The following is a 20603-nucleotide window of genomic DNA, read 5'->3' on the forward strand; positions in this document are numbered from 1 at the left end:
GAGCTTTGATGGTGAAACTGCCCCCAATTCGTGGATCGGCCTACCGACCCGCGATCTATGCCGCCCTGCTGGCCTCGGCGCTGACCGCGCCCGCGCTTGCCGCAAGCAGCCCGCTGCCGGCAAATGCGCTGATGCCACCCAAGGCGATCGCCGAGACGCGCATCCATGTGGCGCAGAACCAGCAGTCGAGCGCCCAATTGCTGGTGCGCATCCAGGAGCTCGAGGACCTGATCCGCACGCTGACCGGGCGCGTCGAGGGGCTGGAGTTCCAGCTCACGCAGATGCAGACGCAGCTCGCCAAGCAGGCTGAGGACAATGAGTTCCGCTTCCAGGAACTGGAAGGCGGTGCTGGGGGAAAACCACAGGCGGCAGCGCCAACTGACGGCGTGACGCCGTCCGATACGCTGCCGCAGACCTCGGCCCAACAGACTCCGGCGCAACAGCCTCCGGCCCAGCAGACTCCCGCACCCGAGGCTCCCGCCGTCGCGGCAACCCCCGAGGCGCCGGCGGCGGCCGCGCCGATGGATGATCTGCCCCTGGCGGATCTCAACGGCGAACCGATGGACGCCCTCGGCGACTCCGCCGATCCGCTGCTCAAGGGCGGCATCGACCAGCTCGGCACCATCAGCGGAGAAGATCCGCTCGGCAGCCGCCCGCTCGACCTGTCGCTCGGCGGGGGCGGAGAAATCTCGAGCGGTGACGCCAAGGCCCAGTACGATGCGGGCTACGACGCCATGACCCGCGGCGACTATGCCTTTGCTTCCGACCAGTTCCAGCAGTTCGTCGCACTCTATCCCGACGATCCGCAGACGCCCGACGCCATCAATTGGCTGGGCGAAGCGCTGATCCAGCAGGGCCAGTTCACCGATGCGGCGCAGGTGCTGGCCGACGGCTATACCAAGCACAAGGATAGCAAGCGCGCCCCGGACATGATGCTGAAGCTCGGCGTGGCGCTGATCGGCGCCGACCAGGTGGATGTGGGGTGCCGCACCTTCTACACGCTCAAGCAGCGTTACCCGCAACTCAGCCCGGCGTTCACGCAACGCCTCGATGAGGAAGCGCAGAAGGCGAAATGCCCGGTGAGCTGATCGACAGCGAGGCGATCTTTGCCCCGCTCGCCGAATTCCGGCGCGTCGGGCTTGCCGTTTCCGGCGGGCCCGACAGTCTGGCGCTGATGCTGCTGGCGTCCGAGTTCGCTGCCCGGCATGGGGCGCACGACCGCTTCACCGTCTACTCGGTCGATCATGGCCTGAGGCCCGAGGCGGCAGGGGAGGTGGCTTACGTCACCGAGGCGGCTCGCCGGCTTGGCTTTGCTGCCCGCGCCCTCCGCTGGCAGGGAGCGAAGCCGGCGACCGGCATCCAGCAGGCGGCCCGCACCGCACGCTATGGACTGATTGCTGACGCCATGGCGGCCGATGGCACACAAATCCTCGTCACCGCGCATCACCTTGCCGACCAGGCCGAGACGGTGCTGATGCGACTGGCGCATGGCAGCGGCGTCGAAGGGCTGCGTGGCATGGACTATCTCGCCGAGATCGACGGGCTGGTCGTGGCGCGGCCGCTGCTTGGGGTCGATCCGGCGGATCTGGCGAACCTGGTTGCCGCGTCCGATCTGTTGCCGGCGCGCGATCCCAGCAACTTCGATACCGACTACGAGCGGGTCCGTTGGCGCCAGATGCTGCCGCAACTGGCGGCGCTCGGGCTCGACGCGCGCCGGCTGTCGCGATTTGCCGACCGGATGCGCGATGCCGACCAGGCGCTTGCCACAGCGGCGGTGATGGTCGCGACAGGTGCCGATCCGGCGACCGGCTCCAGCACGATCACGCATGCCGAGCTGGTCCAACTGCCGCGCGCGGTGGCGGTCCGGGCGGTGGCCAACCTGCTCGACCGGGTGGGGGGCAGGCAGAAGCCACATGATCTCGCGCCGGTCGAAGCCCTGACCGATCGATTGCGGATGGAGCCAGCCCTGAAGCGGACAAGTTTGCATGGTTGTCTCATCGGCAGCGACGGCGTGACCATCACCGTCGCGCGGGAGGCTGGCCGGCAGGCCGCGCGTCAATCCCGCGTGAGGTCCGATAGCTCCGTGACACGGAATTAACCGGAAAAGCGCAAGCGCTCTCGACTTTTCGGCCAAACCGCCGCACCAGTTTCGGCCCGCCGATACCTTGTAAGGCCCAGGAGCGAGGCCTACATTCGCTCCAACTCTCCGGCGTCTCCCGTGCCGGACTTCAGGACAGGATTGATGAACGTCAATTTCCGGAATTTCGCCATCTGGCTGGTAATTCTGTTCATGCTGATGGGCCTGTTTCAGGTCTTTCAGTCGTCGACCCGCTCCATAGCGACGACGGACAAGAGCTATAGCCAGTTCGTCTCCGACGTCGATGCAGGCAGCGTCCAGTCGGTGACCATCACCAACGACGTGGTTTCGGGCGTGCTGAACAACGGCACCAAGTTCGAGACGGTGTTGCCGCCGCAGGGCTCCGACATCATCTCGAGGCTCGAGCAGCGCGGCGTGCAGATCACCGCGCAGCAGCCGGAGTCGAGCCCGTTCTGGGGCATGCTGCTGACCTCGTGGCTGCCGTTCCTCGTCATCATCGGCGTGTGGTTCTTCTTCATCCGGCAGATGCAGGGTGGCGGCCGTGGCGGCGCCATGGGCTTCGGCAAGAGCCGCGCCAAGCTGCTGACCGAGACGCAGGGCAAGATCACCTTCGAGGACGTCGCCGGTGTCGACGAGGCCAAGCAGGACCTCGAGGAGATCGTCGAGTTCCTGCGCGATCCGGGCAAGTTCCAGCGCCTGGGCGGCAAGATCCCGCGCGGCGTGCTGCTGGTCGGCCCGCCGGGTACCGGTAAGACGCTCATTGCGCGCGCCGTCGCCGGCGAAGCCAATGTGCCGTTCTTCACCATCTCGGGTTCGGACTTCGTGGAAATGTTCGTCGGCGTGGGCGCTTCGCGTGTCCGCGACATGTTCGAGCAGGCCAAGAAGAACGCCCCGTGCATCATCTTCATCGACGAAATCGACGCTGTCGGCCGTCACCGTGGCGCAGGCCTGGGCGGTGGTAACGACGAGCGCGAGCAGACGCTGAACCAGCTGCTGGTCGAGATGGACGGCTTCGAGGCGAACGAGGGCATCATCCTCATCGCCGCGACCAACCGCCCCGACGTGCTGGATCCGGCGCTGCTGCGTCCGGGTCGCTTCGACCGCCAGGTCGTGGTGCCGAACCCGGATGTGCAGGGGCGCGAGAAGATCCTCAAGGTGCACGTGCGCAAGGTGCCGCTGGCCCCTGACGTGGACCTCAAGGTGCTGGCCCGCGGGACCCCCGGTTTCTCCGGCGCCGATCTGATGAACCTTGTCAACGAGGGCGCCTTGCTGGCGGCTCGCCGCAACAAGCGCTTCGTCACGATGAGCGAGTTCGAGGATGCCAAGGACAAGCTGATGATGGGCGCCGAGCGCCGCACCCTCAGCCTGACCGAGGAAGACAAGAAGCTCACCGCCTATCACGAAGCCGGGCACGCGCTGCTCGCCATCAAGATGGACGCGTCCGATCCGATCCATAAGGCCACCATCATCCCGCGCGGTCGCGCCCTGGGCATGGTGATGCGTCTGCCGGAGCGCGATCAGGTGTCGCTGACCCGCCGCAAGGCCTATGCCGACCTCGCCGTCGCCATGGGTGGCCGCGTCGCCGAAGAGGAAATCTTCGGCTACGAGAAGGTGACCTCGGGTGCTTCCGCCGACATCAAGATGGCAACGGGCCTGGCGCGCGCCATGGCCACCGAATGGGGCATGTCCGACAAGCTCGGCCCGCTGCTCTATGGCGATGCGCAGGACGAGGTGTTCCTCGGCCGTTCGATGATGCAGCGCAACACGCATATGTCGGACGAGACCCAGCAGGTGGTTGACGCCGAGGTGAAGCGCTTCGTCGACGAAGGCTATCAGACGGCGCAGAAGGTGATCCGCGACAACATCGACGATCTCCACACCATCGCCCAGGCGCTGATTGAGTTCGAGACGCTGACCGGCGACGAGATCCGCGGCCTGATGGAAGGCAAGACACCGCTCCGTCCGTCCGACACCGATCCGCCGGTGAAGTCGACCGGTGTGCCGACTGCCGGCAAGTCGGGCAAGAAGCGCCCCGACGCCGAGCCGGGCGCCGCGCCCGAGCCGCAACCGGGCAGCTGACGTCTCCCAAAATCCACACCAGGGCCGCCCTTCGGGGCGGCCCTTTTGTTTGTGGTTGTTTCCCGGTTGTGTTTCGGGCGCGGCTGCCCCAAACCGCTCCGGCCACCTGGAGCATCTCACCGTTTCGCAGAAGCGACGAACGCTCCGGGTCTTTCGATTTGCGCTCCAGGAGCACCTCGCTTGAAGCAGCCCAAAAAGCACGCCGACCTCGATCTGTTCGCCCGCATGCTGAAGGTGTTCGCCGATACGCCGTGGTTGCACTATGGGCTGTGGCTCGAGGGCGAGACGCCGAGCTTCCCCAGAGTCCGGCAGGCGCAGGAGCGCTATGTCGACAAGCTCCTGGCGCTGCTGCCGCCGGCGCCGGCGAGTATTCTCGATATCGGCGGGGGTACCGGCGCCATGGCAGGCCGGCTGGCTTCGCTCGGCTATACGGTTGAAATGCTGACCCCCAGCGAGGTGCAGGTCGGCATCGCGCGGGAAGCGCTCAATGGCGCCGCTACGGTGCACCTGTCACGGCTCGAGGATTTTGCGCCGGGCAAGCGCTTCGACGTCTGCCTGTTTTCCGAGAGCTACCAGTATATCCCGCTCGATGCGTCCTTCGCCAAGCTGGGCGAGTTGCTGGCGCCGGGGGGGCGGGTGGTGATCGCCGACTGCTTCCGTTCCGAGGGCTTTGAGGGGGGCCGGGCGATCGGTGGCGGGCACCGCTACAGCGCGTTCCTCGAGGCGGTCGAGCGATCCGACTTCGCCATCACCAGCAATGAGGATGTCACGGCGCTCGCCGCACCCTCGATCGAGATCGACCGCATGCTCTATCGCGACGTGCTGTCGCCGGTGGTGACCCAGCTTGGCGGCCTGCTGGAAGATAGGCGACCCGCTATCCATTGGCTGGCACGGCGCGCTTACGGCCTGTTCGTCAGCCCCAGGGAACGTCAGCGCATCTCCGAGCGGCTAACGGCAGAGTACCGTACGCCCGAGCTGTTCCTCGCCAACAACACCTATCGGTTCATGACGCTGGCACGCAGGGCGGGCTGAATCTGCGGCGGGCCGGCAACATCTGTCGGCAATCGGCCGCGCAGCCTAACATCCGCCGGGATCGGCCGGTTAACGAAACGGCACCAATCTATTTCGTATGCTTGGGGCTCGGCGCTAGATTGGCGCTACCCAATCGAGGGCTTCTCATGGCGCGCAGATATTTCGGCACGGACGGCATTCGCGGGCTGGCGAACGGCGAGAAACTGACGCCCGAGCTGGCCATGAAGGTCGGCATGGCGGCCGGCGTCAAGTTCGTCAACGGCGACCACCGAAACCGCGTCGTCATCGGCAAGGATACGCGCCGCTCCGGATACATGATCGAGAGCGCGCTGACTGCCGGCTTCACTGCCGTCGGGATGGACGTCTACCTGCTCGGCCCGATGCCGACGCCGGCCGTCGCCATGCTGACCCGCTCGCTGCGGGCCGACCTCGGGGTGATGATCTCGGCTTCGCATAACCCGTTCGACGACAACGGCATCAAGCTGTTCCGGCACGACGGCTACAAGCTCTCCGACGCGCTCGAGGACGATATCGAGCAGTTGATGGATTCCAACATGCTGGGGCAGCTGAGCGTCGGTCGCGATATCGGCCGCGCGCATCGCGACGAGGCGGCCCAGACCCGCTACATCGAGTATGCCAAGCGCACCATGCCCAAGGGCGTCGACCTCACGGGCCTGCGCGTGGTGCTCGATTGCGCCAATGGCGCGGCCTACAAGGTGGCGCCGACGGCGCTGTGGGAGCTGGGCGCCGAAGTGTTCGTCATCGGCAACGAGCCCGATGGCTTCAACATCAACGACAAGGTCGGCTCCACCGCCCCCGAAGCGCTGATCGCCAAGGTGAAGGAGCTGCGCGCCGATATCGGCATCGCGCTCGATGGCGACGCCGATCGGGTGATCATCGTCGATGAAAAAGGCGAGATCGTCGATGGCGACCAGTTCATGGCGGTCATCGCGCAATCCTGGCACGCCCGCGGCGAGCTCAAGGGCGGCGGGCTTGTGGCCACGGTGATGAGCAATCTCGGGCTCGAGCGGTATCTGGGCGGCATCGGGCTCAGCCTCGAGCGCACCCAGGTGGGCGATCGCTATGTGCTCGAAGCGATGCGCGCCAAAGGCTTCAATGTCGGCGGCGAGCAGAGTGGCCACATCATCCTTTCCGACTTCACCACCACGGGCGATGGCCTCATCGCCGGGCTGCAGCTGCTCGCCGTGGCCAAGCAGGCGGGACGCGCGGTGTCCGAGATCTGCAAGCGTTTCGACAAGGTGCCGCAGCTCTTGCAGTCGGTGCGCTACAAAGAGGGCAAGCCGCTGGAGCACAAGCTGGTGCAGCAGGCGATCAAGGAAAGCCAGGCGCGCCTGGGCGACACTGGCCGCCTGGTCATTCGCCCCTCCGGCACCGAGCCGGTGATCCGGGTGATGGCCGAGAGCGACGACGAGGGGCTGGTCCTCGCCGTCGTCAGCGAGATCGCCGCGACGATCAAGAAGGTCGCTTAAGGGCGGTCCGCCGCAAGCAGACGGCCCCCTCCCATCCTCCCCCATAAAGGGGGAGGTGCCGCATCCAGTACTGGGCACGATCAAGGCCAGAGCCTTGACTCTCACCTCCCCCTTTGTGGGGGAGGACGGGAGGGGGCCGTCTCCATCAGTCTGCCCCCCTCAAGTAACCGCGTGCCCAAGACAAGACTTCGTTAACACATCTCCTTCACCCGATATTAGGGTTATCCGTTAGGGTTAAGTGGGTTTTAAGAAAAGGCAGGCAAGGTGGGGCCACTCGACTGGTGTCGTCGTGGCAACAAGGACCCTGCAATATGCGTAGATATCTTGCCTCAGCGGCTGCGGTAGGAACCGCCCTGCTGCTCGCCGGCCCCGTGATGGCGGCCGATATGCCTGAATATCCCGAGATCCCCGAAGTCGATTACGATATCGGCGGCTCGTTCTACCTGCGCGGCTCGGCCGCACTGAACATTCACTGGGCGCCCGAAGTCGTGCATCCGTGGCTCGATGAGACCCATGAGATCGTCGACTACGGTTATGGCTATAGCTGGGGCGCCGGCTTCGGGTATGAGACCGGCACCGGTCTGCGCTTCGACGGCACGATCGACTCGGTTGAGACCAAGGGCCTGAAGATCACCAAGCCCGCTCCCGCTCCGGACGCCGGCGACTACACGCTGATGCTGCGTTCGACCGTGGCGCTTGCCAACGTCTACTACGACTTCGGTCTCGGCGGCGACTTCTCCTACTCTTCGGGCGCCGGCGGCGCCTTCGGCTATGTTGGCGCCGGCGCCGGTCTGGCCTGGAACCACGCCGAGATCAACTCGCCGCTCGGCGTGCCTCAGCCGGTGCCAACCGGCGGCAATGTCAGCGCCGCGGCGGCTGTCATGGTCGGTGTGGGTTACGACATGGGCAACTGGGTGGCCGATGTCGGCTATCGTGGCCTCTACATCAACCAGATCAACAACGCGCCGACCGATCCGGAGTCCGACAGCTACTACGAGATCGACAATAACTGGATCCACGAGTTGCGCGGCACGGTCCGCTACCGCTTCAACTAAGCAGCCGTTGGACGACACCAGTCCGACCGGAACGGCGCCCAGAAGGGCGCCGTTCTTGTTTACGACTACCAGGAGTAGTTCACACCGGCACGGCCGCCGGCAGTACCGCGGCCAAGGCCGACACCCACGGCGCCAGTGATGGTCAAGCCGTCGGTCGCGACGATGGCGCCGCCGACACCGATGGCGCTTTCTCCGTTGAATGTGCCGAAATTGACGGCGGCGCCGAAGGTCTTGCCCGTATCGACCGTGGCGGTCGGCAAGGCAAGGCTCAGCGCCACACCCTCGTTGGCGTCCCGCACCTGCTCGAGCATTTCGCTCTCGCCATTGATGGTACCGTACGGACTTTGTTTCTTGGTTTCACCGGTGTTCGCGTTGTAGCAAGTCTCGGTGACGGGGATGTAGAACCATCCCGTCCCGTACACGTCACAGACCCGAACATATTCCGGGGCAGCGTAGGTGGAGGAAGAACAAAAAATGACCGCGGAGGCCGCGGCGGCAAGCAGTATGCGCATGGTGATTTGCCCCAAATTGACGGCGCAATTATCACTGGCGATTCTGCAGGCGCAAGCCAAAGTAACGATGCAACTTGTTACTTTCAGCTGCGGTTTTTTGCCTGGCCGTCGACCGACTCGGTGTCAATCGCTAGAACGAGCGACATGAATCCTCCCGCCATCACCATAGAAGACCGCACGCTCGCCCGCGCCGATGTCACCGCCCTCGTGGGTGACGATCCGGTCCGCCTCCTCGGCTGCAATCTCGATGAAACCAAGCTCGCCGATCTCGATCTCACCGGCTGGGTGTTCGAGCGTTGCAGCTTGGTGCGCACCGATTTCGGCAAGGCCGAGCTGGAGCTTGCCCGCTTCCTCAACTGCCGCGGCGCCTTCGCGCTGTTCCGCGGCGCCAATCTCGAGGATGCGGCGTTTCGTTCGTCCGACTTCAACAATGCCAGCTTTCGCGGCGCCACGCTGTCGTCGGCCTCGTTCGAGGATTGCAAGCTCACCGGCTGCGACATGGCGGAGGCCAAGTCGATGGACGTGCGGTTCACCAATACCTTGCTGGTCTCGGCCAAGCTCCCAGGCTTCAATTTCCGCAAGGAGACGCTGGTCGGCGTCGACTTCAGCTCCGCCGATCTCGCCAGATGCGACTTCCGCGAGGCAAGCTTCGAGAACTGTTCGATCCGCGAAGCCAATATCGAGGAGGCGCGGTTCCAGGATGCGGACCTGCGTGGCGCCGACCTGGGCGGTCTCTCGATCCTCGCGCAGGCCGGCCGCTTCAAGGGTGCTGTGGTCTCGGCGGCGCAGGCGGAACTGATCCTCAGCCAGACCGGGCTCAAGGTGCGGGCGCGGTAAGTGCCCATGGTTTGCGAACACCCACCGGTGTCATCCCCCGCGAATGCGGGGACCCAGTGAGATGCTTCAGCCTCCATTTGCCAGGCGATATCCCACCAGGTTCCCGACTTCGCGGGAATGACGCCGGCGGGTGTGGCACGACACGGACTCAAGCGGCCGGCGCTGCAGCCTCGTCGCTCGCCAGCTGAAACCGCTCGAACCGGCCCAGTTCATCCTCGAGCATGGCCTTGTGCTCGGCGGCGTTGCCCTTGCCCACCCAGTGCCAGGCCTGGATCAATACCTTGCCGGCGGCACGGTCGGTCTTGAGGTCGAGGGCCGCGACGATCTCGTCGCCGGCCAGCACCGGCAGGGTGAAGTAGCCGAACTTGCGCTTGGCCTTGGGCACATAGGCCTCGAACACATGGTCGTAGCCGAAGAACAGGCTGGTGCGCCGGCGCTGGATGGCCAGCGGGTCGAACGGCGAGAGGATGTGCACCAGCGGCGGGCCCTTGGGCTCCGGCGTTTCCAGCGCTTCGGGTGTTGCATAGTGGAGCGTCGGATCATCGCCGACGGTCACCGGCAGCAGCGCCTTCTTCCGTCGCCTGGTCTCGATCAGCTTGGCCAGTTCGGGCGTAAAGCGGAGCTTGGGGTGCATCACCGATGGGCCGCTGATCAGCCCCTGCGAGGTCAGCGCCCGATCGAGCAGGTAGGTATCGATCTGCCTCGATGTCGCCGCCTTGGGCAGCTTGCCGAAGTGCCGCGTCATCAGCTCGTAGGTCTTCACCATGCCGATGCGTTCGGAAATGGTCAGCTCGCCCGAAAAGAAGCCGTATTGCAGCACGCGCTTAGATGGCTTGCGACTGCCCCACGGATGGTCCTTTTCCACCAGCTCGTCGGTGTCGATATCGCGGATCGAGATGGCGCCGTCCTTCCGGATCTGGCGCAGCAGCTTTTTCAGATCGTTGGGGTCGGCATCGGCATACCAGCGCATCGGCTCGCTGCGATGCTGCTTCATCTCGTCGATGTAGAACGGCAAATCACGCACCGGCACATAGGCCAGGGCGTGCGTCCAGTACTCGAACACCGATTTGTCGACCGACTGCGCCTGCGCCAGGTCGCTGCGCCGATAGTTGGGGATGCGGGTGAACAGGATGTGGTGGTGGGCGCGCTCGATGACGTTGATGGTGTCGATCTGCACATAGCCCAGTTGCTCCACCGCCTGGCGGGTCGCCTCGGGGCCGGCGCCGAACGGTTCGCGTTCATCGAGCCGCTGGGCGTGCAGCCAGATCCGACGGGCGTGGGGCAGGGTGAGGTTGAGCGGTTTCTTCATGCTGACAAGCCTAGCGCATCATCCTGCCAGCGCGTGTCAGGGTTTCATTTCTTCCACATCGCCAAGAGCCCCGCGCCGACATCGATGCGCGCCGTCCCTGGCGCAAGGCCGCTGATCGCGGCCGGCTTCACCGCCGGCCAGAACATGTCGTCGAACAGCGGCAGCATGGCTTTGGTGATGAAGCGGCTGCGCTGGGCGTAGACATGCTTGTCGCCATAGGGAGTCTGCTGGTGCACGTAGAAGCGCTGCGGCACCATCAGGTGCAGCTCGTCCCGGGCCCGGGTCATCGCCACGTAAAGCAGCCGACGCTCCTCTTCCAGCTCGTGGGTCGAGCCGGTGCCGAGGTCTGACGGGATGGCGCCGTCGACGACGTTCAGCACATGGACGTTCTTCCATTCCTGCCCCTTGGCCGAATGGATGGTCGAGAGGATCAGAAAATCCTCGTCGAGCAGCGGCACGCCGGCCTGGTCCGAGGTGGCATCGGGCGGATCGAGCGTCAGCTCGGTGATGAAGCGCTCGCGGCTCGGGTAGCCGGCGGCGATCTGCTCCAGCTGGTAGAGGTCTTCCTTCCGAACTTCGGCATCCTCGTACACTGCTTCCATCAGCGGCTCGTACCACATGCGGGCCCTGAGCAGTTCGGCCGGCCAGCCGCCACCGCCCTTGCCCAGATGCTCGACCACTTCGAGCAGCGCCGGCCAGGCTTCGGAGCCGCGCGGCGGGGGAGCGGTATTCAGCAATTCGACCAGCGGGTCGGGGCTCTCGGCCATGCGGTCGAGCACCTTGCCCGCGGCGCCCGGTCCGATACCCGGCAGCAGCTGCAGCACGCGGAAGCCGGCAACGCGGTCGCGCGGGTTATCGACGAAGCGCAGCAGCGCCAGCATGTCCTTGACGTGGGCGCTGTCGAGGAACTTCAGCCCGCCATACTTGACGAACGGGATGTTGCGCCGCGTCAGTTCGATCTCGAGCTCGGCCGAGTGCGAGGAGGTGCGGAACAGCACCGCCTGCTGCTTCAGCGCCGTGCCGCCCTCGCGGCAGGTCAGCACGCTCTCGACCACGTAACGGGCCTGGCTCGGCTCATCCTTTACCGTCACCAGCCGCGGCTTTTCGGTGGCCTGCCGCTCGGTCCAGAGGTTCTTGGTGAAGCGCTCCTTGCTCTCCGAGATCACCGCGTTGGCGGCCTCGAGGATCGGCTGGGTGGAGCGATAGTTGCGGTCGAGCGTCACCATCCGTGCCGGCGGGGTGAAGGCGCCGGGGAAATCAAGGATGTTGCGCACCGTCGCGGCGCGGAACGAGTAGATCGACTGCGCGTCGTCGCCGACGACCGTCAGCCCGTCTCCATCAGGCTTCAGGGCCAAAAGGATCGAGGCCTGCAGCCGGTTGGTATCCTGGTACTCGTCGACCAGCACGTGGTCGAAGCGCCCGCCGAGATCCTCGGCAATCGTTGGCTCGCGCATCATGGCGGCCCAGTAGAGCAGCAGGTCGTCGTAATCGAGCACCTGCTGGCGTTGCTTTGACTCAACATAGGCGGCGAACAGCTCGCGCAGCTGTGGGCCCCACATGGCGACCCAGGGGAAAGCTTCCTTCAGCACCGCGTCGAGGTCGTCCTGCGCGTTGACCACGCGCGAATAGATGGCGAGGCAGGTGCCTTTGGTCGGGAAGCGTTTCTTGGCTTCGGAGAACCCCATCTCGTGCCGGATGATGTTGATCAGGTCGCCGGAATCCTCGCGATCGTGGATCGAGAAGCCCGGCGTCAGGCCGATCTGCTCGGCATGCTCGCGCAGCAGCCGCGCGCCAATGCCGTGGAAGGTGCCGGCCCAGCTCAACGCATCGGTAATCACGCCGGATTTGGCGCCCATCACCTGCGCCACCAGCCGCTCCACCCGGCGCTGCATTTCGCTGGCGGCGCGGCGCGAGAAGGTCATCAACAGGATACGGCGCGGATCGGCGCCGTTGACGATCAGGTGCGCCACGCGGTGCGCCAGGGTGTTGGTCTTGCCCGATCCTGCCCCGGCAATCACCAGCAGCGGCCCACCCAGATGCTCCGCTGCCTGCCGCTGCTCGGGGTTCAGCTTGTCGAGATAGTGGGGGGCTAAGGCAGTCTGCACGCGAATCGATCCGGCTGGAGGTCCGGATCAGGAAGCATCATTCTCGCTTTGTTCGCAATTCACGGGATCGAGGCGCCGGCGGTCTGAGCCGACGCCTCCATGGTCCAATCGTCACTGCGCTGCAGCTTCGATCACTTTGGCGACGTCCTCGGCCTTCGAGATGAGGCCGGAATGGCTGGCCTTGATCTCGGTGACCGTGGCGCCGATGCGGCCGGCGAAGAAGCGCTGCGCGTCGGGGGGCAGCACCAGGTCTTCGGCGGTCACGACGTAGAAGTTCGGCTTGTCGTGCCAGGCGGCGACCTCGGCCACGGCGTCGAAGTTGGCCGGGTTCGAGGGGAGCTGTGTCGCTGCACTGGCCTCGGCCTCCGCCACCGGCAGGTCGCCGGCGAACAGGGCGGGGTACTGGGCCGGGTCGAAGATCAGCCCACCCTCGACGTTCGGGCGGATCGCCTTGACGCCTTCGCTCGGTGCGCCACCCGACAGCAGCTTGGTCAGAGTTTCGCCCTTGTCCGGCGCGAAGGCCGAGACATAGACCAGCGACTTGACCTTGGCGTCAGCCCCGGCTTCCCCGATCACCACACCACCCCAGGAATGGCCGACCAGCACGGTCGGGCCGTCCTGGGCGTCGAGTGCTGCCATGGTGGCGGCGACGTCGTCGGCGAGCGAGGTGAGCGGATTGGCGACCTGGGTCACCTTGTAGCCCTTGGCCGAAAGGATGGCGGCGACCTTGTCCCAGCTCGATGCATCGGCGAAGGCGCCGTGGACGAGGACGACATTCCTGGCAGGCTCCTGGGCGAGAGCGGCGCCACCAGCACCGACAGCGGCGGCGCTGAACACGACGGCGGACAGAAGGGACTTCATTTTCATCTCCATATGTTGAGGCGAGGCTGGACGATCGGCAAAGTCGATTTGCCGCTGGCTGGCGCCGCGCTTGTAAAAACCGGATCTTGCGTTTCGCCCGAGGATTGTTGAAGTTCCTCGCCAAGCGATGCCGTAGAGATAGAGGTGAGGGCCGTGAACGACCATGATCGCGCCTCCGGAGTTCATGCTCTGGAATCCGAAGGCAGCTTCCCGATGATGGCGTCGCGCGTCGACCTGTTGTCGCAGGTGCTGACGCTGATCCGGCTGCGCGGCGAGCTGATCTTCTCAAGCGAGCTCACGGCGCCCTGGGCGCTGCAGTTCGAGGCCGGCTCGGCCTATTTCCATGTGGTGTCGGAAGGCACGATGGAGGTGCGGGCCAGCGACGGCCGGCGGATCACCGCTGCGGCGGGTGACCTGATCGTCCTGCCGCAGGGCAGCGGCCACAGCATCGGCGTCGATGGCGCGACGCCCGTGCCGATCCGCGAGGTGCTGGAGGCACAGATGCGGGAGCAACTCGCCATCCGCCTTGGCGGCAATGGGGCCATGACCCAGCTTATCACCGGGGCGTTCCGCTTCGAGGGCGACAACATGCCGACCATGCTCGCCGTGCTCCCCTCGCTGATCCACATCTCGAAGGCATTGCGCAGCGAGGAGGAGGCCTGGGTCGAGGGGATCGCGCATTTCCTCCTCGCCGAGGCCAGGGTGCCGCATCCCGGCTCGTCGCTGATGATCTCGCGGCTGATCGACGTGCTGGTGATCCGTGCCATGCGCACCTGGGTGCGCACCGCACCGCCGGAAAAGCGCGGCTGGCTGGGCGCGCTGGCCGATGTGCGGATCAGCCGGGCGCTGAAAGCCATCCATGACGAGCCGTTCCGCCGCCGCACCGTAGCCGAGCTTGCCGGCATTGCCGGGATGTCGCGCTCGAGCTTTGCCGAACGTTTTGCGACGTTGATCGGCGCGGCGCCGCTGCACTACCAGACGCGCTGGCGGTTGCTGCTGGCCAATGAGATGCTGAAGGGGCCCGACACGCGGGTGAGCGAGGTCGGGCGGCGGGTCGGCTACGACTCCGACGCCGCGTTCAGCCGGGCGTTCAAAGCGCAGTTCGGCTACCCGCCGGCGCAGGCCATGCGTGGTGGGTTCGCCGGTTCGCCGTGACAACCATCGGTTGCCAGCCGACCTTTGTGTTCCTATTTTGGGTACACATGGGATCCGCTCGATGAACACACGCTTTGCCGTCGCCACGCACATCGTGACCTTTCTCGCCTATCAGGACGGCCGGCCCGCGACGTCCGAGCTCATTGCCGCAAGCGTGAACACCAATCCAACCTTCATCCGGCGCCTGTTGACGCAGCTTCAGAGGGCGGGCCTCACCGCGTCGCAACTGGGCGCCGGCGGTGGCGCGTTGCTGGCGCATCCGGCGAACACGATCAGCCTGCTGGATGTCTACCGAGCGATCGACGAGGAGCAGCAGGTGTTTGCCCTGCATGACACTCCCAACCCGCAGTGCCCGGTTGGCCGCAACATCGATGCGGTGCTGAAGGGCCGCATGCTGGAGGCGGAGCGCGCGCTGCAGGCACAGCTGGCGAAGACCACGATAGCCGACCTCGCCGCCGATATCGCCGAGCGCAACAAGGTCGCCTGACGCGAAGGCACGCCCGTCGAGCCGGACCTCTTTACAATCATGTGTATCCGGATTAGATACCATTATGTGTAACCGATCTGGATACAGAATATGACGAACCTGGACCTCGCAGCGATCACTCTGGCGACGTTGATCACCTCGTCGGCAGTGCTGCCGGCCACACCCTTATTTGCACAGGAGCCAGCCATGAGCACTCAGGAGCAGCAGGTCGTCGACCTGCTCAAGGCCATCGAAACCGGCGCCGCCGGCCCGGTCGCCGTCATCAATCCCGAGCACTACACGCAGCACAATCTGGGGGCGGCCGACGGGCTCGCCGGCTTCGGCGCGCTGCTGGCCGCGCTCCCGCCGAACTCGGCCAAGGTCAACACCGTTCGCGTGTTTGAGGATGGGGAGTATGTCTTCGCCCATACCGAGTACGAGTTCTTCGGCCCCAAGATCGGCTTCGATATCTTCCGCTTCGAGAACGGCAAGATCGTCGAGCATTGGGACAACCTGCAGGAGACGGCGCCTGCCAACCCGAGTGGCAACAGCATGATCGACGGCGCGGCCACCGCCAGCGACCTCGATCAGACCGAAGCCAACAAGGCGCTGGTGGCGCAGTTCGTCGACGACATCCTCGTCAATGGAAGGTTGGAGAAGCTCGCCGGCTACTTCGATGGCGACAGCTACATCCAGCACAACCCGCAGATTGCCAATGGCCTGTCGGGTCTGGGCGCCGCGCTCGAGGCGATGGCCAAGGCCGGCATCACCATGAAATACGACAAGGTGCACAAGGTGCTCGGCGAGGGGAACTTCGTGCTCGTCGTCAGCGAGGGCAGCTTCGGCGGCAAGCCGACCGCCTTCTACGATCTGTTCCGCGCCGAGAACGGCAAGATCGCCGAACACTGGGACACGCTCGAAACCATCCCGCCGCAGGGCGAGTGGAAGAACCAGAACGGTAAGTTCGGTTTCTGAATGTAGGGCGCCTCGGCGCCCTACGCCTCTTGGCCGTGGCGGCAGAGGTTGTTCAGCCCGAACGATCCTCGGAGCGACCGAGCTCGCGCTGCCTGAGGATGAACGCCACGCCCTCGGTATAGCGGTCATGCAATTTGGCGAAGCGGGTGAGCGTGTCCTTGGGAACGCCGATCTCGATCAGCTCCTCGTGCATGTCCTTGAGGCGCTCTTCCATCTCCTCCATGCCGACGATCAGGCGTTCTATCTGTTCCTCCGTCAGTCGAACCAGTGTTGCCATCACTGCCTCCTTCAAGGCGCCGCGGGTTCAGTCTACCTCTTCCTGGCTCTGCGCGCCGCATTCTCGGTGAGCCGCGCCTTGACCAGCCTGGTCACCAGCGCGTCCGGCAGCGGCGTGTCGGGCGTGAAGCGCACCGTGCCCTTGGACGTGTCGAGCTCGGCCAGCTCGGCCGCATGGGCCTCCATCACCGCGGGGCTCTGCACGTAGAAAGCGCAATGGGTTTTGGCGGCGCCGAACGACACCAGCGCGCCATCCTGTCGAAAGGCCGGAATGCCGTAGCCGACATATTCCTCGGCCTCAGGCGCTGCTGCAATGATCACCTCTCGCAGGTGTTCCAACGCCTGCCGCTGCGCCGCGGGCAGGGCAGCGAGGAACCTGCGCGTGGTCTCGGGCATCGGCGCGGGCATGGTCGTCTCCTCTCGCACCATAGCCTCGCACGGCCCCACCGCTCTGTCAGCACTCTCCGTTGATTGCTGCTATACTATTGAAATCGTTAAACTATTCGTGCAACTCTGTTGTCATGCGGGCGGCTTCGCCTCATGTTCATCCGGTCGCCCGCCCATCGGAGGTGCCTGATGTCGCTCACCAGCCCGGACGCCGATACTGAAGGTTTCGGCCTCACAACCGCGCAGATCATCTATCGCGTGCCCGATCACCTCGAGCTGCTGCAGGATTTCGTCTGGCAGCAATACGACGTGTTCCCCCAGTTCCCCAGCCTCAGAAAGTTCCTGGCGTTCTGGGAGGAGAAAATCGAGGGACCGTTGCACTCGGTGACCGTGGCGCACGCACGACTGATCCACCCGGTGGAACTGCGCACCCTCAAGGGCGCGCGGCTCCATTAGGCGTTGTCAGGGGCTAGCTGTTGGTCGTGTCGTCGACCTCCTCGAGAGTGTCGTCCCCGTAACACTCGTCGTAGCCGTCGAGCTGGATCTCTTTGACGCGGACCGGACACGGATCGTAGTTGCCGCTGCCGGCCGCGCCGAGCGCCTTGGTCTCCGGCGCGACATTGCTGGGCAGGCAGTTGGCGGCGTGGATGTCCGGAGCGGTGATCAGCACACCGGCGCAGTCGATGAAATGCTGCAGCGGGTCGACGCTTTGCGGCGTCACCGTCTGCGAGTTGGCGGACGATGCGAGCAACAGCAGGCCGCCGGCGGCCAGCGTTGCGATGGTTCCGATGCGGATGCGGTGGGTGAGTTGGGTCGATACTGGAGGCATGCGAAGTCTCCTTCGTACGATTACGCCCCCAACTCAACTAGATCAGTTTGCCGATGCGGCCGCAACACAGTAAAACACGGATGTCGATCACATCGTCCAGCCGCCTGTACCCTCGATCAACTGTCGATAGAGCAGCAGCGCGGAAAGGCAATGCTGGGTCGAATCCACCCGTGACCGCAGCACGTAGGCGCCGTTCCGGAAAGCGCCGGCCAGGGTTTTCAGCTTGGCGTCCTCGTAATACTGACCTGGCCCGAACTCCAGCCGCGTGCTGTCGCCAGCCAGTTGCAGGCTCAGGTTGTGCGGTAGGTCCGTTTCGATACGCGCCCGCAGCGTCGCCGAGAGATCGGGGGCGCCATGTCGCCCGAGCGCCGCGGCCGCGGCGATCACCCCCTCCAGCGCTGCGCAGGTATTGGTCCCGCTGTCGGCTGAGGGCATGAGAGTCTCGACATAGTTGCCGGCGAACCGCTCGAGGAAGTCGCGATAGCGGTCTTCGCCGGTGGTTGCGAGCCGCTGCGCCGCAGCCATCATGCCCCAATGCGCGAACATCCGGTCGGGCGTGACGAGGTACCTGGCCATGACGCCGGTTTCGAGCCGCTCGAGCACTGCCGCGAGCCCGGCGGCATCGGGCGCGAGGTCGATGTAGTGCGCGAGCGCCAGCCAGGTTTCACCGGTGGCGTAGGAGTCGGCGGTGGTTTCGCCCGGTATCTGCGCGATGCCGCCATCGGGGAGCTGTTGCGCGGCGAGGCCACGGAACCAGGCCTCGCGCAGGTCCGGGCGGAAGCCGGACCCAATGGCGCGGCTATGGAACAGCTCGGCCAGCAGGGCAAGCGCCGCGGCTCCGGCGCGTCCCCCGGCCAGCGTGCCGTCTTCGGACGGCAGCAATCCGTCGCCGACGGCGATGGACTCGGCCTCATAGTAGGCGATGGTGCGCGCCGACGGCTCGGCGAAGCCGGGTTTGCCGGAGAGGAAATAGAACTGGTTGAGGATGAAGCCGGCGCCGGCCTGGCGGACGATGTTGTCGTCCGGGGTGAAGTGCGAGCGCAGGAAATCGAACTCGTAGAAGAAGCGCCCCTCGGCGGTTTCGGTCGCCACCAGGTAGCGCGCCGCGGCTTCGGCACGGCGTTCGACCTCCGCCTGCCCGAGGATTGGATCGGTGGCGAGAGCAGTGCGGGCGAGCCCAAGCACGAGCAGCAGCGCCAAGCCGGCACGGCGGATGGCCATGAGCCCCTCCCAGGTCCGTCCCTCGCAACATAGCGCCGCGCAAGGGAGTAGCGCTAGGCCGCCTGTTGTGCGCGTTCGGCCAAGTAGAGGCGCCAGGGTTCGGACTCGACGAAGACCCAGTCCGGAATCGGGCCGCGGCCGGACGGCAATGCCCTCAGTTGCTCGACCAGCAGCAGCGCATCGGCGGTCTTGGCGCGCACCCGCGCCGCGCGGTAGCGGTCGGCAAACGATGGATCGAGCCCGGCGCCGGCAACGATCGCCTCGACGGTGCGGTCGGCAAAGTAGATGTCACTGGCTGAGAGGCGCAGCGCGATCGCCTCGGCGGGCGTCACGCCCATGGCAGCGATGGTCGCCTCGGCATCGACCAGCGGTTCGCTCAGCGGCAGGAAGTCGAGCTCGGCCGGGGCGTGAGCGAGGCAGACATCGCCGTCCTCGGTACGCGCGCCGCTCGCATAGCTCCGAGCGATCGGTCCTACCGGCACCATGCCATAGGGCGCGCACTCGGCTGCTCGCAGCGCCCCGATCGAGGCGGCGCCCAGCACCGGAATGCCTTGCTTGAGTGCGAACAGGATCTCCTTGTGCCAGACCGAGGGCACGAAGCCGAACACCCCGTCGACCAGCCCGATGGCCTCGGCGCCATCCAGCACGGCGCGATACAGGTCGCCCTTCCTGACCGGCGGGCGGACATCGAGTCCGCTGCGATCGTAGTCTTGCCCGGAGAGCGACGGGCCGGCGAACAGGACTTTCACAGGAACCCCAGCATGGCGGCAGTGGCGCGCGAACCGGGGCGCCAGTTGGAATTGGTCAGCCGGTCTTCGAGACCGGGCACATAGATCTTGGCTACCCGGATGCCGAACGGTTCGCCGCCGAGCGGGATGACGACGATGCGATGGAGGCCTGCCCTGGCGAGCCCGGCCTGAAGTGCGCCGATCAATACGTCCTCGCCGCTGTCGGCCATGAGGCCCATGGGCGCCGGCCGCGTGGCAGGCGTCGCTTCGGTCAGCACCGCGATGGAACGGCCGAGTTGCTGGTCATACTCGCCTTCGACAATATCGTCGCGCGCCCCGGCAATATTGGTGATGCGCGTCTGCGCCGCCTCGACGATGGCGCGCCGCGCCGCAACCGCCGCAACGGGGTGGCAACTGGCGCCAGTGGTCAGGTCGAAATGCTTGTCGGCGCCATCGGCGGGAAACAAAGCCGCATAGATCACCGGCACGCCGATATTGTTGGTCAGATCGAACAGCCGCAGCCGGAAGCCGGCACGGGCGATCTTGTCGACCAGCGCGTCGACCGCCGCATCGCCGAATGCTGCGGGGGAGACGGCCGTGGCCTGGGCGGCGGCATCGGGCTTATAGCTCCACAGGCACACCGCATCGCGCTCGACCACCTCGCATAAACCATGCAGCAGCGCGCCGGAGAGGCGCGTTCCGGCAGCGATGCCATTGGTCGACTGTGACAGGCCGATGAGGTCGCGAGGCGGCGTGCCCAGCACCACCGCGTCATAGGGCACGAGCACCGGCGCGCCGGTGGTCAGGGCAAACCCCTCGACCCAGCGAATCGGCATGCTTTCGTCGATCACCGCGCCGCGCGGCAGCAGGTGCGTTACGTCGAGCAGCTCGAGGCCACGGGCCTGCGCCTCGGCGATGCTGAGGGTTCGTTGTGGTGTGTCAGGCGCTTCCGCGATGGCGTATTCAGCCGCCTCCATCACCGCCGAGAGCTGGGCCGAGATGTCGTCGACGCCCTTGCCCTGATGGGTGGCGAGCGTCGCTGAGTTAGGCCGGATGGCGGCATAGCAGGGGATGCCGATGCGGTCGAGCCCGGTCTGGCGGGCCAGCCGGGTGATGCCGAGTCCGGCGAAGTGCAACGACAAATCCCGCAGCAGGGCCGCGGGATTGCGCGTGCCGCCTGGAGCCGTA

Annotated in this window: 21 protein-coding genes; 11 read left to right on the forward strand and 10 right to left on the reverse strand. The window is 65.6% G+C overall.

What is annotated here, in order from left to right; translation table 11 throughout:
- Nucleotides 1–8 precede the first annotated feature (8 nt).
- The 6 genes from ybgF to AC1ROK_RS19280 all read left to right on the forward strand — a co-directional run bounded on the left by ybgF (nt 9) and on the right by AC1ROK_RS19280 (nt 7754).
- Nucleotides 9–1088: a tol-pal system protein YbgF gene (gene ybgF / locus AC1ROK_RS19255; RefSeq protein ID WP_492849853.1), complete on the forward strand. Its 1080-nt coding sequence runs from the start codon at nt 9–11 to the stop codon at nt 1086–1088.
- Nucleotides 1073–2098 (forward strand): tRNA lysidine(34) synthetase TilS, encoded by a 1026-nt coding sequence (gene tilS, locus AC1ROK_RS19260; protein WP_492849855.1) that lies wholly within the window; start codon nt 1073–1075, stop codon nt 2096–2098. Before ybgF ends, tilS begins: the two co-directional genes overlap by 16 nt.
- A 144-nt stretch (nt 2099–2242) precedes the next feature.
- On the forward strand, nt 2243–4177 hold the full coding sequence (ftsH, locus tag AC1ROK_RS19265) for an ATP-dependent zinc metalloprotease FtsH (protein WP_492849857.1): 1935 nt from the start codon (nt 2243–2245) through the stop codon (nt 4175–4177).
- Nucleotides 4178–4357: 180 nt separating this feature from the next.
- A complete protein-coding gene (locus tag AC1ROK_RS19270) occupies nt 4358–5209 on the forward strand; it encodes a class I SAM-dependent methyltransferase (RefSeq protein ID WP_492849859.1) in 852 nt (283 codons plus the stop codon).
- A 146-nt stretch (nt 5210–5355) separates the two neighbouring features.
- A complete protein-coding gene (gene glmM, locus AC1ROK_RS19275) occupies nt 5356–6699 on the forward strand; it encodes a phosphoglucosamine mutase (RefSeq protein ID WP_492849861.1) in 1344 nt (447 codons plus the stop codon).
- Between the two features lie 311 nt (nt 6700–7010).
- A complete protein-coding gene (locus AC1ROK_RS19280) occupies nt 7011–7754 on the forward strand; it encodes an outer membrane protein (protein WP_492849863.1) in 744 nt (247 codons plus the stop codon).
- Nucleotides 7755–7819: 65 nt separating this feature from the next.
- Here AC1ROK_RS19280 and AC1ROK_RS19285 read toward each other — a convergent pair whose 3' ends face one another.
- Nucleotides 7820–8266 carry a porin gene (locus AC1ROK_RS19285; RefSeq protein WP_492849865.1) on the reverse strand — a complete coding sequence of 149 codons (447 nt, stop codon included), beginning with the start codon at nt 8264–8266 and terminating at the stop codon, nt 7820–7822.
- A 144-nt stretch (nt 8267–8410) separates the two neighbouring features.
- Here AC1ROK_RS19285 and AC1ROK_RS19290 point away from each other — a divergent pair, with 144 nt between their 5' ends.
- Entirely contained in the window at nt 8411–9103 is a 693-nt protein-coding gene (locus tag AC1ROK_RS19290) for a pentapeptide repeat-containing protein (protein ID WP_492849867.1), read from the forward strand.
- A 148-nt stretch (nt 9104–9251) separates the two neighbouring features.
- Here AC1ROK_RS19290 and AC1ROK_RS19295 read toward each other — a convergent pair whose 3' ends face one another.
- The 3 genes from AC1ROK_RS19295 to AC1ROK_RS19305 all read right to left on the reverse strand — a co-directional run bounded on the left by AC1ROK_RS19295 (nt 9252) and on the right by AC1ROK_RS19305 (nt 13378).
- Nucleotides 9252–10412 (reverse strand): winged helix-turn-helix domain-containing protein, encoded by a 1161-nt coding sequence (locus AC1ROK_RS19295; RefSeq protein ID WP_492849869.1) that lies wholly within the window; start codon nt 10410–10412, stop codon nt 9252–9254.
- A 44-nt stretch (nt 10413–10456) separates the two neighbouring features.
- Nucleotides 10457–12517 carry an ATP-dependent helicase gene (locus tag AC1ROK_RS19300; protein ID WP_492849871.1) on the reverse strand — a complete coding sequence of 687 codons (2061 nt, stop codon included), beginning with the start codon at nt 12515–12517 and terminating at the stop codon, nt 10457–10459.
- A gap of 111 nt (nt 12518–12628) precedes the next feature.
- Nucleotides 12629–13378 carry an alpha/beta fold hydrolase gene (locus AC1ROK_RS19305; protein WP_492849873.1) on the reverse strand — a complete coding sequence of 250 codons (750 nt, stop codon included), beginning with the start codon at nt 13376–13378 and terminating at the stop codon, nt 12629–12631.
- A 153-nt stretch (nt 13379–13531) separates the two neighbouring features.
- Between AC1ROK_RS19305 and AC1ROK_RS19310 the strand changes: the two genes are divergently transcribed.
- The 3 genes from AC1ROK_RS19310 to AC1ROK_RS19320 all read left to right on the forward strand — a co-directional run bounded on the left by AC1ROK_RS19310 (nt 13532) and on the right by AC1ROK_RS19320 (nt 15974).
- Nucleotides 13532–14533 (forward strand): AraC family transcriptional regulator, encoded by a 1002-nt coding sequence (locus AC1ROK_RS19310; protein ID WP_492849875.1) that lies wholly within the window; start codon nt 13532–13534, stop codon nt 14531–14533.
- A 61-nt stretch (nt 14534–14594) separates the two neighbouring features.
- A complete protein-coding gene (locus tag AC1ROK_RS19315) occupies nt 14595–15020 on the forward strand; it encodes an Rrf2 family transcriptional regulator (protein ID WP_492849877.1) in 426 nt (141 codons plus the stop codon).
- Between the two features lie 186 nt (nt 15021–15206).
- On the forward strand, nt 15207–15974 hold the full coding sequence (locus AC1ROK_RS19320; RefSeq protein WP_492849879.1) for a nuclear transport factor 2 family protein: 768 nt from the start codon (nt 15207–15209) through the stop codon (nt 15972–15974).
- 52 nt (nt 15975–16026) lie between these two features.
- On the opposite strand, the gene AC1ROK_RS19325 is transcribed toward AC1ROK_RS19320, so the two are convergent.
- Together AC1ROK_RS19325 and AC1ROK_RS19330 are read right to left on the reverse strand one after the other, a co-directional pair.
- The gene (locus AC1ROK_RS19325; RefSeq protein ID WP_492849881.1) at nt 16027–16251 is read right to left on the reverse strand and encodes a hypothetical protein; all 225 of its coding nucleotides are present in this window, start codon (nt 16249–16251) and stop codon (nt 16027–16029) included.
- 32 nt (nt 16252–16283) lie between these two features.
- On the reverse strand, nt 16284–16658 hold the full coding sequence (locus AC1ROK_RS19330) for an iron chaperone (RefSeq protein WP_492849883.1): 375 nt from the start codon (nt 16656–16658) through the stop codon (nt 16284–16286).
- 168 nt (nt 16659–16826) lie between these two features.
- Between AC1ROK_RS19330 and AC1ROK_RS19335 the strand changes: the two genes are divergently transcribed.
- Nucleotides 16827–17093 (forward strand): usg protein, encoded by a 267-nt coding sequence (locus AC1ROK_RS19335; protein ID WP_492849885.1) that lies wholly within the window; start codon nt 16827–16829, stop codon nt 17091–17093.
- A gap of 13 nt (nt 17094–17106) precedes the next feature.
- Here the strand turns inward: AC1ROK_RS19335 and AC1ROK_RS19340 are convergent, their stop codons facing one another.
- The 4 genes from AC1ROK_RS19340 to AC1ROK_RS19355 all read right to left on the reverse strand — a co-directional run bounded on the left by AC1ROK_RS19340 (nt 17107) and on the right by AC1ROK_RS19355 (nt 20551).
- Nucleotides 17107–17466, reverse strand: coding sequence for a hypothetical protein (locus AC1ROK_RS19340; RefSeq protein ID WP_492849887.1), 360 nt, complete (start codon nt 17464–17466; stop codon nt 17107–17109).
- A gap of 87 nt (nt 17467–17553) precedes the next feature.
- Complete coding sequence (locus AC1ROK_RS19345) at nt 17554–18687, reverse strand: hypothetical protein (protein ID WP_492849889.1); 1134 nt, start codon at nt 18685–18687, stop codon at nt 17554–17556.
- Nucleotides 18688–18740: 53 nt separating this feature from the next.
- Nucleotides 18741–19436: a TfuA-like protein gene (locus tag AC1ROK_RS19350; protein WP_492849891.1), complete on the reverse strand. Its 696-nt coding sequence runs from the start codon at nt 19434–19436 to the stop codon at nt 18741–18743.
- Complete coding sequence (locus AC1ROK_RS19355) at nt 19433–20551, reverse strand: YcaO-like family protein (RefSeq protein ID WP_492849893.1); 1119 nt, start codon at nt 20549–20551, stop codon at nt 19433–19435. Before AC1ROK_RS19355 ends, AC1ROK_RS19350 begins: the two co-directional genes overlap by 4 nt.
- Nucleotides 20552–20603 lie beyond the last annotated feature (52 nt).

The organism is Devosia sp. GW821-FHT12F11, assembly GCF_058806655.1.